This window comes from Streptomyces sp. NPDC058964 (genome assembly GCF_042741275.1).
Taxonomy (GTDB): Bacteria; Actinomycetota; Actinomycetes; order Streptomycetales; family Streptomycetaceae; genus Streptomyces.
Genome location: NZ_JBHYKH010000221.1, coordinates 1 through 13,987, shown reverse-complemented (window position 1 = coordinate 13,987; position 13,987 = coordinate 1). Strand labels below are relative to the sequence as shown.

General features: G+C 71.6%; 9 protein-coding genes and 2 pseudogenes. 5 read left to right on the top strand and 6 right to left on the bottom strand.

The features are described 5' to 3' along the window. Both ACFW2E_RS25220 and ACFW2E_RS25215 read left to right on the top strand, forming a co-directional pair. Positions 1-452: MurR/RpiR family transcriptional regulator (locus ACFW2E_RS25220; protein WP_384469347.1), on the top strand; the 452-nt coding region annotated here is incomplete at its 5' end. Positions 453-573: 121 nt separating this feature from the next. After that, positions 574-1,125, top strand: a pseudogene (locus ACFW2E_RS25215) (M20/M25/M40 family metallo-hydrolase); the annotation flags it as partial. Between the two features lie 68 nt (positions 1,126-1,193). On the opposite strand, the pseudogene ACFW2E_RS25210 reads toward ACFW2E_RS25215, so the two are convergent. The 5 genes and pseudogenes from ACFW2E_RS25210 to ACFW2E_RS25190 all read right to left on the bottom strand — a co-directional run. Then, positions 1,194-1,439: pseudogene (locus ACFW2E_RS25210) on the bottom strand (hypothetical protein); the annotation flags it as partial. Between the two features lie 292 nt (positions 1,440-1,731). Continuing rightward, complete coding sequence (locus tag ACFW2E_RS25205) at positions 1,732-2,088, bottom strand: MerR family transcriptional regulator (protein WP_384469346.1); 357 nt, start codon at positions 2,086-2,088, stop codon at positions 1,732-1,734. A gap of 18 nt (positions 2,089-2,106) precedes the next feature. Continuing rightward, positions 2,107-5,640 (bottom strand): transcription-repair coupling factor, encoded by a 3,534-nt coding sequence (gene mfd, locus ACFW2E_RS25200; protein WP_384469345.1) that lies wholly within the window; start codon positions 5,638-5,640, stop codon positions 2,107-2,109. A gap of 366 nt (positions 5,641-6,006) precedes the next feature. Continuing rightward, complete coding sequence (locus ACFW2E_RS25195) at positions 6,007-8,574, bottom strand: ABC transporter permease (RefSeq protein ID WP_384469344.1); 2,568 nt, start codon at positions 8,572-8,574, stop codon at positions 6,007-6,009. Continuing rightward, positions 8,571-9,359, bottom strand: coding sequence for an ABC transporter ATP-binding protein (locus ACFW2E_RS25190; RefSeq protein ID WP_384469343.1), 789 nt, complete (start codon positions 9,357-9,359; stop codon positions 8,571-8,573). The genes ACFW2E_RS25195 and ACFW2E_RS25190 overlap by 4 nt, the downstream gene beginning before the upstream one ends. A 437-nt stretch (positions 9,360-9,796) precedes the next feature. On the opposite strand from ACFW2E_RS25190, the gene ACFW2E_RS25185 reads away from it, so the two are divergent. From ACFW2E_RS25185 to ACFW2E_RS25175, 3 genes are all read left to right on the top strand, one after another. Next, the gene (locus ACFW2E_RS25185) at positions 9,797-11,290 is read left to right on the top strand and encodes an MFS transporter (RefSeq protein WP_384469348.1); all 1,494 of its coding nucleotides are present in this window, start codon (positions 9,797-9,799) and stop codon (positions 11,288-11,290) included. 185 nt (positions 11,291-11,475) lie between these two features. Further along, positions 11,476-11,886 (top strand): DUF485 domain-containing protein, encoded by a 411-nt coding sequence (locus ACFW2E_RS25180; RefSeq protein WP_384469342.1) that lies wholly within the window; start codon positions 11,476-11,478, stop codon positions 11,884-11,886. Then, entirely contained in the window at positions 11,883-13,502 is a 1,620-nt protein-coding gene (locus tag ACFW2E_RS25175) for a cation acetate symporter (protein WP_384469341.1), read from the top strand. The genes ACFW2E_RS25180 and ACFW2E_RS25175 overlap by 4 nt, the downstream gene beginning before the upstream one ends. A gap of 48 nt (positions 13,503-13,550) precedes the next feature. On the opposite strand, the gene ACFW2E_RS25170 is transcribed toward ACFW2E_RS25175, so the two are convergent. After that, the gene (locus ACFW2E_RS25170) at positions 13,551-13,895 is read right to left on the bottom strand and encodes a hypothetical protein (RefSeq protein WP_384469340.1); all 345 of its coding nucleotides are present in this window, start codon (positions 13,893-13,895) and stop codon (positions 13,551-13,553) included. Between the last annotated feature and the right edge of the window lie 92 nt (positions 13,896-13,987).

Below are 13,987 nucleotides of genomic sequence, written 5' to 3'. Positions count from 1 at the left end.
GCGACGCGCACGCGGACGACGTCCTGGTCGTGTTCAGCTTCCGCAACTACAGCCGACTGACGGTGGACGTGGCCCGGGAGTTCCATGAGCTGGGCGCCTCGGTGATCGCGTTGACCGACAGCTACACCAGTCCGGTGTGTTCCTTCGCCTCGCACGTCCTGGCGGTGGACACCCGCAGCGAGTCGCCGCACCACTCCCCGACGGCGGTGGCGGCGGCGGCCCATGTGCTGGCGGCGCTGGCCGCCGCGGGCGCCAAGGGGGCCGCCCGGCGCAGCCGGCGCCGGGCGGAGCTCTTCCGCTCCTTGGGCAGCTACGGCCTGGGAGCGACGCCGCCCGTCGCGGCCGCGGGCGGGGCGGAGGGCGCGCCGGACCTCCCGGGACCCGATGCCGGCGCAACGGACCCGTCCGGCTTACCCGCCGTACCCGGGCACGCGCATCCGCCCGCACGGTGAGTGCCCCTCTCCCTGCCCCGTCCCGCCTGTTCCCCGTTTCGCGAGCCTGTCTCGCTGAGCCAACGACGGCAGAGGCCCCGTCCTCGCCTCCTGCCGCCGGGAAAGCATGTGGTTCCTTCCCATGAACGACCCTTCCCTGTGTCAGGGCGGCGGCGCTCTGTCCCCCGCCGAGGACGCCGCTCTGATCTCCGAAGTCACCGAGTTGTGCGCCCGGTTGATCCGTTTCGACACCAGCAACTACGGCGGTGGCGACTCCCGCGGTGAGCGGGAGGCGGCCGAGTGGACCGCCTCGCTGCTCGCCGAGTCCGGCTACGAGCCGGTCGTGCTGGAGTCGGCGCCGGGCCGGGCCAGCACGGTGGTCCGCATCCCCGGCGAGGACCGCGACGCCCCGGCCCTGTTGGTCCACGGCCACCTCGACGTGGTTCCGGCCGAGCCCGCCGACTGGAGCTTCGACCCGTTCTGCGGGGAGATACGCGACGGTGCGATCCTCGGTCGCGGGGCGCTGGACATGAAGGACATGGACGCGATGATGCTCGCGACCGCCCGGTCCTGGGCGCGCCGCGGGGTGAGGCCGGCGCGCGACATCGTGATGGCGTTCGTCGCGGACGAGGAGGACACCGGCGAGCTGGGGGCGGGCTTCCTCGTCGACCGGCACGCGGACCTCTTCGAGGGCGGGGGGCGCGCGCCCCGGGGGGCGCGGGGGGGGGCGCGGCGACGGCGGCGCCCCCCCGCCCCCCCCGCCCGGACCCTGGCATCGAGGACCGCCTCCGGAGTGGCGGTCTTCCATGCCGGGTCGATGTGCTCGGCGACCATGCGGGGGCTGAAGCTGTAGAAGGCCGAGGCCACCCGTTCGGTGCCGACCGCTCCCAACGGCGCGGCACGGAAGGGGAAGTAGCTGGGCCAGCGCTCGGCGGTGCCGAATCCGAGCGCGGCGGCCTCCTCGAAGGCCTCCGGCGCGTAGTAGAGGACCGCGTGCAGCGGTTCCAGCAGGTGCCAGAGCTGTCGCGCGCGGGCCGGCTCGACTCCGCCGTCCGGCACCGTCTCGCCCTCGACGGCCTTGCCGACGTGCTCAGACATGACTGACTCCTCACCGCGTCCGGGATCGGTTGACGACGACTCACAGCTTGACACTGACAGGATCGCCTCGGGCCCCAACGCGTGTTCGCGACCCGTGAGGAGGTGGCCCGGCCCATCACCGGGCCGACCTCAGCCGCAGGCCTCCTTCGTGCCCGGCGCGGTCCTCCCCGTGGACGGCGGAGCGGTGGTCACCTGACCGGGTTCACGGGCCGGCCCCGCCCAGCTCGCGCAGCGCCGCCGTCAGCCGGTCCCGCTCCGCCGTCTGCGCGGCGATCCGCGCGTCGGTCACGGCCGGCCGGTCCAGGGCGACGCGCACCCCCTTCGCCGAGACGCGCCCGGCGGTGACGCCGCCGTCCAGGCAGGGCAGGAACACCCGTACGTCGTCCAGGGCCGGCCCGGACTCCAGCAGCTGCCGGATGTTGCGGACCCGGACGACCGCGCCGGCCCCGTGCACGCGACAGCCGGTGGCGGCGCGCCCGGAGGCGATCGGGCCGGCCTGCCCGTGGTGCCGCGGGCGCGCACCCGGCGCCCCGGCCGCCACCGGCTCTCCGATCCGCACCGCCCGCGCCCCGCTCCGTCAGGAACCCAGGATCGAGGCCAGGAACTCCCCTACCCAGCCCAGCAGTTCCCGCCCGACCAGCGGCTTGCCGCCCACCTTCGCGGTCTTCGGGCGCGGCACCAGCACCTGGTGCACGGCCGGCTTGATGACCGTCCCCGGGTACAGCCGCTTGAGCCGCAGCTCCTGCGACTCGCGCAACTCCACCGGGGCGAAGCGGATGTTGGTGCCCTGCAACACGATCTCGCCGACCCCGCAGGCGCGGGCGAGCATACGCAGGCCGGCCACCAGGAGCAGGTTCTCCACCGGCTCGGGCAACTTGCCGTAGCGGTCGACGAGTTCCTCCCGTACGGCCTTGATGTCCTCCTCCGTGTTGGCGGAGGCGATGGCCCGGTACGCCTGGAGACGCAGCCGCTCGCCCGGCGCGTAGTCGTGCGGGACGTGCGCGTCGACGGGCAGCTCGATCTTGACCTCGAGCGGCGGTTCCTCCTCGATCCCGCCCGTCTCCAGCTGCCGGCGGTAGTCCGCGACCGCCTCGCCGACCATGCGGACGTACAGGTCGAAGCCGACGCCCGCGATGTGCCCCGACTGCTCGCCGCCGAGCAGGTTTCCGGCGCCGCGGATCTCCAGGTCCTTCATCGCCACGTACATGCCCGCGCCCATCTCCGTGTGCTGGGCGATGGTCGCGAGCCGCTCGTGGGCGGTCTCGGTCAGGGGCTTCTCCGGCGGGTACAGGAAGTAGGCGTAGCCGCGCTCCCGGCCCCGGCCGACGCGTCCGCGCAGCTGGTGCAGCTGGGAGAGGCCGAAGGTGTCGCCGCGTTCGACGATCAGGGTGTTGGCGTTGGAGATGTCGATGCCGGATTCGACGATCGTGGTGGACACCAGGACGTCGAACTTCTTCTCCCAGAAGTCGACGACCACCTGTTCCAGCGCGGACTCCGACATCTGGCCGTGGGCGGTGGCGATGCGCGCCTCGGGGACGATCTCGCGCAGCCGGGCGGCCGCGCGGTCGATCGACTCGACCCGGTTGTGGATGTAGAAGACCTGGCCCTCGCGGAGCAGTTCGCGGCGGATGGCCGCGCCGATCTGCTTCTCCTCGTACGGGCCGACGAAGGTGAGCACCGGGTGGCGCTCCTCCGGCGGGGTGGTGATCGTCGACATCTCGCGGATGCCGGTGACCGCCATCTCCAGGGTTCTGGGGATCGGGGTCGCGGACATGGTCAGGACGTCGACGTTCGCGCGGAGCTTCTTCAGCTGCTCCTTGTGCTCGACGCCGAAGCGCTGCTCCTCGTCGACGACGACCAGGCCGAGGTCCTTGAACTTCGTCTCCGAGGAGAACAGCCGGTGCGTGCCGATGACCACGTCCACCGCGCCGTCCTTGAGGCCCTCCAGGACGGCCTTCGCCTCGGTGTCGGTCTGGAAGCGGGACAGGGCGCGCACGTTGACCGGGAACTGCGCGTACCGCTCGCTGAAGGTCCCGAAGTGCTGCTGCACCAGCAGGGTGGTCGGGACGAGGACCGCGACCTGCTTGCCGTCCTGCACCGCCTTGAAGGCGGCCCGGACCGCGATCTCGGTCTTGCCGTAGCCGACGTCGCCGCAGATCAGACGGTCCATCGGGACCGACTTCTCCATGTCCTCCTTGACCTCGGCGATGGTCGTCAGCTGGTCGGGCGTCTCGGCGTAGGGGAAGGCGTCCTCCAGCTCCCGCTGCCAGGGGGTGTCGGCGCCGAAGGTGTGCCCGGGGGCCGCCATCCGCGCACTGTAGAGCTTGATCAGGTCGGCGGCGATCTCCTTGACGGCCTTCTTGGCGCGCGCCTTGGTCTTCGTCCAGTCCGCGCCGCCGAGGCGGTGCAGGGTGGGTGCCTCGCCGCCGACGTACTTGGTGATCTGCTCCAGCTGGTCGGTGGGGATGTAGAGCCGGTCACCGGGCTGGCCGCGCTTGGCGGGCGCGTACTCGACGACGAGGTACTCGCGCGTGGCGCCCTGGACGGTGCGCTGCACCATCTCGATGTAGCGGCCGACGCCGTGCTGCTCGTGGACGATGTAGTCGCCCGCTTCCAGGGTGAGCGGGTCGATGGTCTTGCGCCGGCGGGCGGGCATGCGGGCGCCGTCCCGGCCGGCCGCCTTCTGGCCCGACAGGTCGGTCTCCGTCAGGACGGCGAGCCTGAGCGCCGGGTCGACGAAGCCGTAGTCGATCGAGCCGCAGGAGACGTGGACGACGGACGTTCTCAGCTCCCGGAGGTCGACGTCGAGGCGGGCGGCGATGCCCTCGCCGCCCAGCACCTCGACCGTGCGGGCCGCAGGGCCGTGGCCCTCGGTCACGAAGACCGTGCGCCAGCTGTCGGCCAGCCAGCCCTTGGTGTCGGCGAGGGCCCGCGCGGTGTCGCCGCGATAGGTCTCGGGGGCGTGCATGCCGAGCTTGAGCGTGTCCGCCTCGAGTTCGAGGTCTGCGGCGAACGGCGACACCGACCACCACATCATGTCCAGCTCGCGCGCCCGGTCGCGGACGTCCGCAATGGACCACAGGGAGGCCGCGCCGACGTCGATGGGTGCCTCGCCGCCGCCCGCGGTGGCCGCCCAGGAGGCCTGCAGGAACTCCTGGCTCGTCGCCACCAGATCCGCGGCACGCGTGCGTACCCGCTCCGGGTCGCACACGATGGCCATCGCGCCCTTGGGGAGCACGTCGATGAGCAGCTCCATGTCGTCGACCAGGACGGGGGCCAGGGACTCCATGCCCTCGACCGCGATGCCCTCGGCGATCCTGCCGAGCAGCTCGCCCAGCTCCGGGTGTTCCTCGGCGAGGGCACGCGCGCGTGCCCGTACGTCCTCCGTCAGCAGGAGTTCACGGCAGGGCGGCGCCCACAGGCCGTGCTCGGCGATCTCCAGGGACCGCTGGTCGGCGACCTTGAAGTAGCGGATCTCCTCGACGTCGTCGCCCCAGAACTCGATGCGCAGGGGGTGTTCCTCGGTGGGCGGGAACACGTCGAGGATGCCGCCGCGCACGGCGAACTCGCCGCGCTTCTCGACCAGCTCGACGCGGGAGTACGCGGCGGCCGCGAGGGCTTCGACGATGTTGTTCAGGTCGGCGGTCTGCCCGGTCCTCAGGGACACCGGTTCCAGGTCGCCGAGGCCCTTGACCTGCGGCTGGAGCACCGATCGCACGGGCGCGACGACGACGGAGAGCGGGCCGGTCTCCGGGTCGTCGGGCCGGGGGTGGGCGAGGCGGCGCAGCACGGCGAGGCGGCGGCCGACGGTGTCGCTGCGCGGGCTGAGCCGCTCGTGCGGAAGGGTCTCCCAGGAGGGGTACTCGACGACGCCCTCGGAGGGCAGCAGCGAGCGCAGGGCGGCGGCCAGGTCCTCGGCCTCCCGGCCCGTCGCCGTCACCGCCAGCACCGGCCGGCCGGCCTCGCGGGCCAGGGCTGCGATGGCGAAGGGGCGGGCCGCCGGGGGGCCGACCAGGTCGACGTGCATACGGTTGCCGTCCTCGGCCGCCTTGATCGCTTCCGCGAGTGCGGCGTCCTTGACGACGGCGTCGAGCAGACCGTGCAGGCTCATGGAGGGGGCTTCCGTCCGGGGGGTGGGCAACACGAATGACCCGACGCGTGTCACGGCCGGGGGGTCTCCAGCCTACGACGCCGCGCTCGCCCGTGCCGGGGGCTGTGGACAACGCCGGTTCTCGTGCCGTGCGGGGAGGTGGCCGTCCTTGGGGGCTGCCGCCCCAAGGCCCCCGCTTCGGCCTGGACGGCCTCGTCGTCGAAGGCCGGGCGGGCCGGGATCGCCGATCGGAGTCGTTCGAGCACATGTACATGCCCGGTGCCGGGAAGGCCCCCAAGACTCCCCGGCACCGGGCTTTCCCCCGCAACCCCCGTGTGCGGTGGCTGTGGACCCTCGGGTCCGTCAATCCGTCAGTCCGTCAGTCCGTCAGTCCGTCGCGATCGCGTTCAGTACGTTCATCCGCCCCGCCCGGAACGCCGGGACCAGTGCCGCGAACAGGCCCACGAAGGCCGAGCCGATGAAGACCGCGGTGATCGTCGGCCAGGGGATCTCCAGGACGTTCAGGCCCTCCAGGGCGAGGAGCTTCTGGGCGGTCGCGCCCCAGCCCATGCCCAGGCCCAGGCCCAGGAGAGCGCCGAAGAGGGCGATGACCACCGACTCCAGCCGGATCATGCGACGCAGCTGGCGGCGGGAGAGGCCGATGGCCCGCATCAGGCCGATCTCCCTCGTCCGCTCGACCACCGACAGGGCCAGGGTGTTCACCACACCGAGGACCGCGACGATGATCGCCAGGGCGAGCAGGCCGTAGACCATGTTCAGGAGCTGACCGATCTGGTCCTTCAGTTCCTGCTTGTAGTCGGTCTGGTCCCTGACCTGGTACTGCGGGTACTTCTTCATCGACTTCTTCAGGGCCGCGTACGCCTGCTTCTCCTGGCCGTCCTTGGCCTTGGCGAACATGATCACATTGGACGGGATCTGGCTCTTCGGAACGTACTTCTGGATGGTCGCGATGCTCGTGTAGCGCGCGCCCTTGTCGAGCGCCGTGTCGTCGTCGGTGACGGCGGCGACCTTGAGCTTCGCCGTACGGCCGCCCTTGAAGGCGACGGTGATGGTGTCGCCGACGTGCACGCCGTGCTTCTTGGCGTAGTCGCTGCCGACCGACATGGCATCCGCGCCGTAGGCGTTCTTCAGGGTGCCCTCGGTGGTGGTGCGGCGCAGGTCGTCGGAGTACGACGGGTCGGCCGCCGTGATCCCCTTGTCGTCGGCCTTGCCGTCGGGCGCGGTCAGCGTGGCGCCGAGCTCCTTGTAGCGGGTGACGTGGGCGAGGCCCGGCGTCCGCTCCATGGCCCGCTCGGCCTGCGGGACGATCAGCTGCCTGCCCGTGACGATGTAGTCCGCGCCGACCGACTTGTCGAGCTCGCGGGTGGCGGAGGCGACCATGGAGGAGCCGACCACCGACAGGCAGGCGACCAGGGCCAGACCGATCATCAGCGCGGCGCCGGTGGCACCGGTACGCCGCGGGTTGCGCAGGGCGTTGCGCTCGGCCATCCGGCCGACCGGGCCGAAGGCCCGCAGCAGCACCGCGCTGATCACCCGGACCACCCCGCCGGCCAGCAGCGGGCCGATGATGACGAAGCCGATGAGGGAGAGGACGATGCCCGCGCCGAGGACGAGGGAGCCGTCGCTCGCCTTCTTCGCCGCGGCGGCGGCGAACAGGGCGGCGGCGCCGGCTCCGGTGAGGACCAGGCCGATCAGGGCCCGGACCCAGCCGGCCCTGCCGTCGGCCGGTGTGCCGGCGTCGCGCAGCGCGGCCATCGGGGAGACCTTTCCGGCGCGGCGGGCCGGGAGGTAGGCGGCGAGGACGGTGACGACCACGCCGAGGACCAGCCCGGCCACGGGGGTGGTGGTCTTGACGGTCAGGTCCCGGGTGGACAGGTCCATGCCCATCGAGCCCATGATCTTCATCAGTCCGACGGCGATGCCGACACCGGCGCCGACGCCCAGGATCGAGCCGACGAAGCCGAGCAGCAGCGCCTCGACCAGCACCGACCGGTTGACCTGCTTGCGGGACGAGCCGATCGCCCGCATCAGGCCGATCTCGCGGGTGCGCTGGGCGACGAGCATCGAGAAGGTGTTGACGATCAGGAAGATGCCCACCAGGAACGCGATCCCGGCGAAGCCGAGCATGGCGTACTTGATGACGTTCATGATCTGGCCGACGCCCTTGCGGTTCTCGTCGGCGTTCTCCTTGGCGGTCTGGAACTTGTAGGTCCCGGCGCCGAGCGTCTGCGCGACGTTCCGCTTGAGCCGCGCGTCGGAGACGCCGGCCGCGGCGGTGACGTTGATCTGCGTGAACCGGCCGGTGGCGCCGAGCAGCTCGCGCTGGGCGGTGGCGGTGTCGAAGTAGACGACCGCGGCGCCGGGGTTGGTCACCTTGAAGGTGGCGATGCCGACGATCCTGGCCTTGAGGTCACCGGTCTGCGCGATGGTGCGCAGGGTGTCCCCGAGCTCGAGGTGGTGCTTGTCGGCGGTGTCCGCGTCGACCATCACCTCGGTCGGCCCGCGCGGGGCGTGCCCGGAGGTGATCTCCATGGACCGCAGATCGTTCCTCGTCCAGTTGCCGGCGATGGTGGGCGCGCCGGTGCTGGAGCCCATGTTCTCGTTGTCGCCGTCCACGACGGTCACGTTCATCGAACTGACGGCACCCTCGGCCGACTTGACGCCGTCCGCGGTGCGCACCTTCGCCAGCGTGGCGGCGGGCACGGACAGCGGCACGCCGTTCTGCGGGGTTTCGTCGCTCTTCGCGCCCTTGGGGGAGACGGTGACGTCGGAGGCGGTCACCGAGAACAGCTTGTCGAACGTCGTGTTCATGGTGTCGGTGAACACCAGCGTGCCGCACACGAACGCCACCGACAGCAGCACCGCGATCGCCGACAGCGCCATGCGCCCCTTGTGCGCGAAGAAGTTGCGCATCGAGGTCTTCAGGACGGTCATGACGTACGTCCCCGGGCGTCGAAGTCCTTCATGCGGTCCAGGACCTGGTCGGCCGTCGGCTGGTACATCTCGTCGACGATCCGGCCGTCGGCGAGGTACAGCACCCGGTCCGCGTAGGAGGCGGCCACCGGGTCGTGGGTGACCATCACGATGGTCTGGCCCAGTTCGTCGACGGAGCGGCGCAGGAAGCCCAGCACCTCGGCGCCCGCACGCGAGTCGAGGTTTCCGGTGGGCTCGTCACCGAAGATGATCTCCGGGCGGGCGGCCAGCGCGCGGGCCACGGCGACACGCTGCTGCTGGCCGCCGGACAGCTGGGTCGGCCGGTGCTTGAGCCGCCCGGCCAGGCCGACGGTCTCCACGACCCGGTCCAGCCACGCCTTGTCCGGCTTGCGGCCCGCGATGTCCATGGGCAGCGTGATGTTCTCCAGCGCGTTCAGCGTAGGCAGCAGGTTGAACGCCTGGAAGATGAACCCGATGCGGTCCCGGCGCAGCTGGGTGAGCTTCTTGTCCTTCAGGCCGGTGATCTCGGTCTCGTCCAGGTAGATCTGGCCGCCGGTGACGGTGTCGAGTCCGGCGAGGCAGTGCATCAGGGTGGACTTGCCGGAGCCCGACGGGCCCATGATCGCGGTGAACTGGCCGCGGGCGATGTCCACGTCGACGTGGTCGAGGGCGACGACACGGGTCTCCCCCGACCCGTACGCCTTGACGACCTGCCGCGCCCTTGCGGCAACGGCCGTAGGCCCTCCAGTGCCCCCGTGCCTGGGAATGGTCACAGCCGATGTCACGGTAAGTCTCCTATATCGGTGAGCGGATGGGCGGCGCGAGGTGCGGCGCCGGTCGTTCGTGGTGATGCGACGAAGCGGTACGTGGACGAGTCTCGTGGCCGGCGGGGGTGCGGCGCGCTGGTGCGAAGCCCCGTCTTGTGCGGGGGAAAACCCCACCCCTGCCGGTTCGGACAACCGCCCCCCGGCGGCGTAAAGCCAGGTTAAGGACGGCCGGGGGGCCATCTCCTCCTCCAGGGGTACGAACCCTCCCCGAGCCGTAGTACGGAGAGACCCCTAGGGGCCGTCCACCGCCGGGTGGAGTTCCTCTAGGGGTCGGGTCCACCCAGCGGCCCACACAGCCTCCACCCTCCCGTCGCGTCAGGTGCAAGTGGGAAGCTGTCCCGGAGCGGATAGTTGCACAGGGAACACAACGGATGGACGGCGGGGAGGGGATCCTGGTGGACGGTACGAGACCGGCGACACGGGGCGCCGCCGAGCACACCGTGCCCGCCCGGCGGGGTGCGGTCGTCGCGGCCCTGATGCTCGCGATGGCGCTGGCCGCGCTGGACTCCACCGTCGTCTCCACGGCCGTACCGCAGATCGTCGGCGACCTCGGCGGGTTCTCCGTCTTCTCCTGGCTCTTCTCCGGCTATCTGCTCGCCGTCACCGTGACTCTTCCCGTGTACGGCAAGCTCTCCGACACCTTCGGCCGCAAGCCGGTCCTGGTGGCGGGCGCGGCCGTGTTCCTGCTCGGCTCGATGCTGTGCGCGGCCGCGTGGAACATGGGGGCGCTGATCGCGTTCCGCGTGGTACAGGGCCTGGGCGGCGGGGCGCTGCAGGGCACGGTGCAGACCCTGGCCGCCGACCTCTACCCGCTCGAGGAGCGCCCGAAGATCCAGTCCAAGCTGTCCACGGTGTGGGCGGTGTCGGCGGTCGCCGGTCCGGGGATCGGCGGGGTGCTGGCGGCGTACGCGGACTGGCGCTGGATCTTCCTGGTCAACGTGCCCATAGGGTCGGCCGCGCTCTGGCTGGTCGTCCGCCATCTGCACGAGCCGGTGCGCGAGCCGCGCTCCGCCCCGCGCGTCGACTGGGCGGGCGCGCTGGCGGTGTTCGCGTGCGGCGGGGCGCTGCTCACGGCCCTGGTGCAGGGCGGGGTGGCGTGGGCGTGGCTGTCCGCGCCCTCGCTCGCGCTGTTCGCCACCGGGCTGGCGCTGGCCGGCGTCGTGGTGAGGGTGGAGCGGCGGGCGGCGGAGCCGATCATCCCCGGGTGGGTGTGGCGGCGCCGTACGATCGCGGCGGTCAATCTGGCGCTGGGTGCGCTGGGCCTGCTGATGGTGGCGCCCTCGGTGTTTCTGCCGACGTACGCGCAGTCGGTGCTCGGCCTCGCCCCCGTGGCCGCGGGGTTCGTGCTGTCCGTGTGGACGCTGAGCTGGCCGGTGTCGGCCGCGCTCAGCCAGCACGTCTACCGGCGCATCGGCTTCCGTGACACCGCGATGCTCGGCATCGGCACGGCCGCGCTGATCCTGTTCGCGTTCCCGTTCCTGCCGTACCCGGGCGCGGCCTGGCAGCCGACGCTGCTGATGCTGCTGCTGGGCGGGGCGCTCGGCCTGTTCCAGCTGCCCCTCATCGTCGGTGTCCAGTCGACGGTGGGGTGGGCGGAGCGCGGCACCACCACGGCGTCCGTGCTGTTCTGCCGGCAGACCGGGCAGACCGTCGGCGCCGCCGTGTTCGGCGCGGTCGCCAACGGCGTGCTGGCCGCGCGGCTGGGCGGCGCGGGCGACCTGGACTCGGTGACCCGGGCCCTGGACGCCGGTACGGCGCCGGAGGCCACGCGGCACGCGATCGCCGACGCGGTGCACGCGGTGTATCTGGGGGCGGCGTGCGCGGCGGGGCTGGCGTTCCTGGTGCTGCTGTTCGTGGCGCCGCGCCGCTTCCCCGTGCTCAAGGACTGAAAAAGTCCGAGTTAACGCGGGTAACACCCCTGGTCACAGCGGTTGCCGGACAGCAAGCGCATACCGACCGTCCAGTTTGGTGAAAAGGCCGCGCGCCCCGGTACCTGCGAGTAGCGTGCGGTGTTCGCACCCCCCACCTCCCTGCGGTCCGCCGCCACGGACCCGAGCCACGCAAGGAGCACGGGATGTCCTACGACCCGTACCCACCGTCCCCGCCGCACCTCACCTACCCCTGGCAACCGCCGGCCTCCGAACCGCCCCGCCCCCGCCCCCAGCCCCACCACGCACCCCTCGGCCACCACAGCGACCTGCGGATCCTGCGCAGCGCCTACCGCTGGCAGCGGCGCACCGCCACACTCACCGCCCTCGGCTACTTCACGCTGTTCCTCGTCCTGTCCGCGATCGCACCGGACTTCATGACCAGCACCGTCACCGACGGCATCCCCGCCGGCCTGCTGCTCGCCCTCATCCAGCTGCCGGTCACCTGGCTGGCGATCGCCCTGTACGAGCACACCGCGCGCCGCCATGTCGACCCGATCGCGGACCGCATCCGCAGGCAGGCCGAGCTGGATGCCAGGCGGGGGGCGGTGCGATGAACGGGGTCACGGGATTCAGCGGCGCCGCGCAGGCGATGTCCCTGGTCGCCTTCTCCGCCGTCGCCACCATCACCCTGCTGCTGTGCGTGATGACGGGCCCCGACCGCGACGACCTCGACGAGTTCTACACCGGCTACGGCTCCCTGTCCCCCATGCGCAACGGCCTGGCCGTCGCGGGCGACTACATCTCGGCGGCCACCGTCCTCGGCACCGGCGGTGTGATCGCGCTGTGCGGATACGACGGAATCGTGCTCGCCCTGAGCACGGCCCTGTCCCTGATGCTGATGATGTTCCTGCTGGCCGAACCCCTGCGCAACGCGGGCCGGTTCACCATGGGCGACGCCCTGACCCGCCGCATGCCCAGCCGCTGCGTCCGCGCCACCGCCTGCGCCGTGACCATCGCCGCGCTCCTGCCGCTGATGCTGGTGCAGCTCGCCGGCACCGGGCAGCTGATGGCGTTCATCCTCGGCTTCTCCAACGAGTCCCTGAAGACGGGCTGCGTGATCGGCCTGGGCGCGCTGATGATCAGCTACGCGGCGATCGGCGGCATGAAGGGCACCGCCCTCATCCAGATCGTGAAGATCGTCATGCTCCTCGGCTCGGGCGCCCTGATCGCCGTACTGATCCTGCGCCGCTTCGACTGGGACCCCGGCGCCCTGTTCGACGCCGCGGCCGGACAGAGCGGGGCCGGACCGGCCTTCCTGCACTCGGGGCTCCAGTTCACGGGCGGCACCAGCCCCCGCCTGGACATGATCACGTCCGAACTGACGATCGTCGTGGGCGGCGCCTGCCTGCCGCACGTCACCATGCGCATGTACACCGCGTCCAGCGCCCCTCAGGTGCGCCGCTCGATGTCCTGGGCGGTGTCGAGCGTCGCCCTGTTCGTCCTGGTCATCACGGTCGTCGGCTTCGGAGCGACCGCCCTGATCGGCAGGGCGGCGATCGCCGCGGCCGACCCGCAGGGCAACACGGCGTACCTGCTCGGCTCACGGGCGGCGTTCGGCCCCGACGTGACGGGCGCGGAGACGATCCTGTTCACCACGGTGACGACGGCGCTCTTCCTGACCCTCCTGGCCTCCGTCGCCGGAATGATCCTGGCCTGCGCCAACTCCCTGGCCCACGACGTGTTCGCCGCCCGCGTGCGGGAGATGTCCGCCCGCCGCGAGATGACCGTGGCCCGGTTCTCCGCCCTGGCGATCGGCGCCCCGACCATCCTGCTGGCCACCCTGGTCCAGCACCGCAGTCTGCAGCCCCTGGTGACCCTCTCGTTCTGCCTCGGCGCCTCCGCCATCGCCCCCGCCCTGGTCTACAGCCTCTTCTGGCGGCGCTACACCCGAACAGGACTGATCTGCACCCTGATCGGCGGCTCCCTCGCCGTGCTGATCCTGATGCCGGGCACCAACCTGGTCTCCGGCTCCCCGATCTCGGCCTTCCCCGAAGCCGACTTCAACTGGTTCCCGTTCACGACGACCGGCATCGTCTCGATCCCGGCGGGCTTCCTCTTCGGCTGGCTGGGGACCGTGGCCTCCGGCCGGAGCAAGGCGGAGGAACAGCGCCGGCACTACGAGGCGGTGGAGGGGTGGATCCTGGCGGGAGCCGTGCGCAGGGGGAAGTGAGGCGCGGGGGGAGCCGAGGTTCTCCGAGGCGACCGGGCCGCGCCCCGCTCACTCCAGCGCGGCCCGCCCGGTCAGCGACGTCAGGCTGTTGCGCATGTGATCCATGTGCGCCCGCACGTCGTCCCACCGCTCCCCGTGCTCCCGCAGCACGCGCTCGGTCTCCCGCGCGATGCGGTCCGCCCGCACCTCCGCCTCGGCGAGGATCCCGGCCGCACGCTCGCTTGCCTCCTCCTGGCACCGCCGCGCCGCCTCCTCCGCCTCACCGACCTCACGCGTCGCCTCGTACAGCGCGGCCTCGGCCCGGGCCACGAGCTCGGCCTGCCGCGCGTCGAACACGGCACCCTGTTCGACGGCCTCCCGCTCCACGCCGGCCCACACATGTCTCTTATACACCGCTTACGCTTCCTACTACACTTCAAGTTTATATCTCGGTGTTAGCCGTATCATTAAAAAAGTGTTTTGGGGTGTTTGTTGTTGTGTGGGGT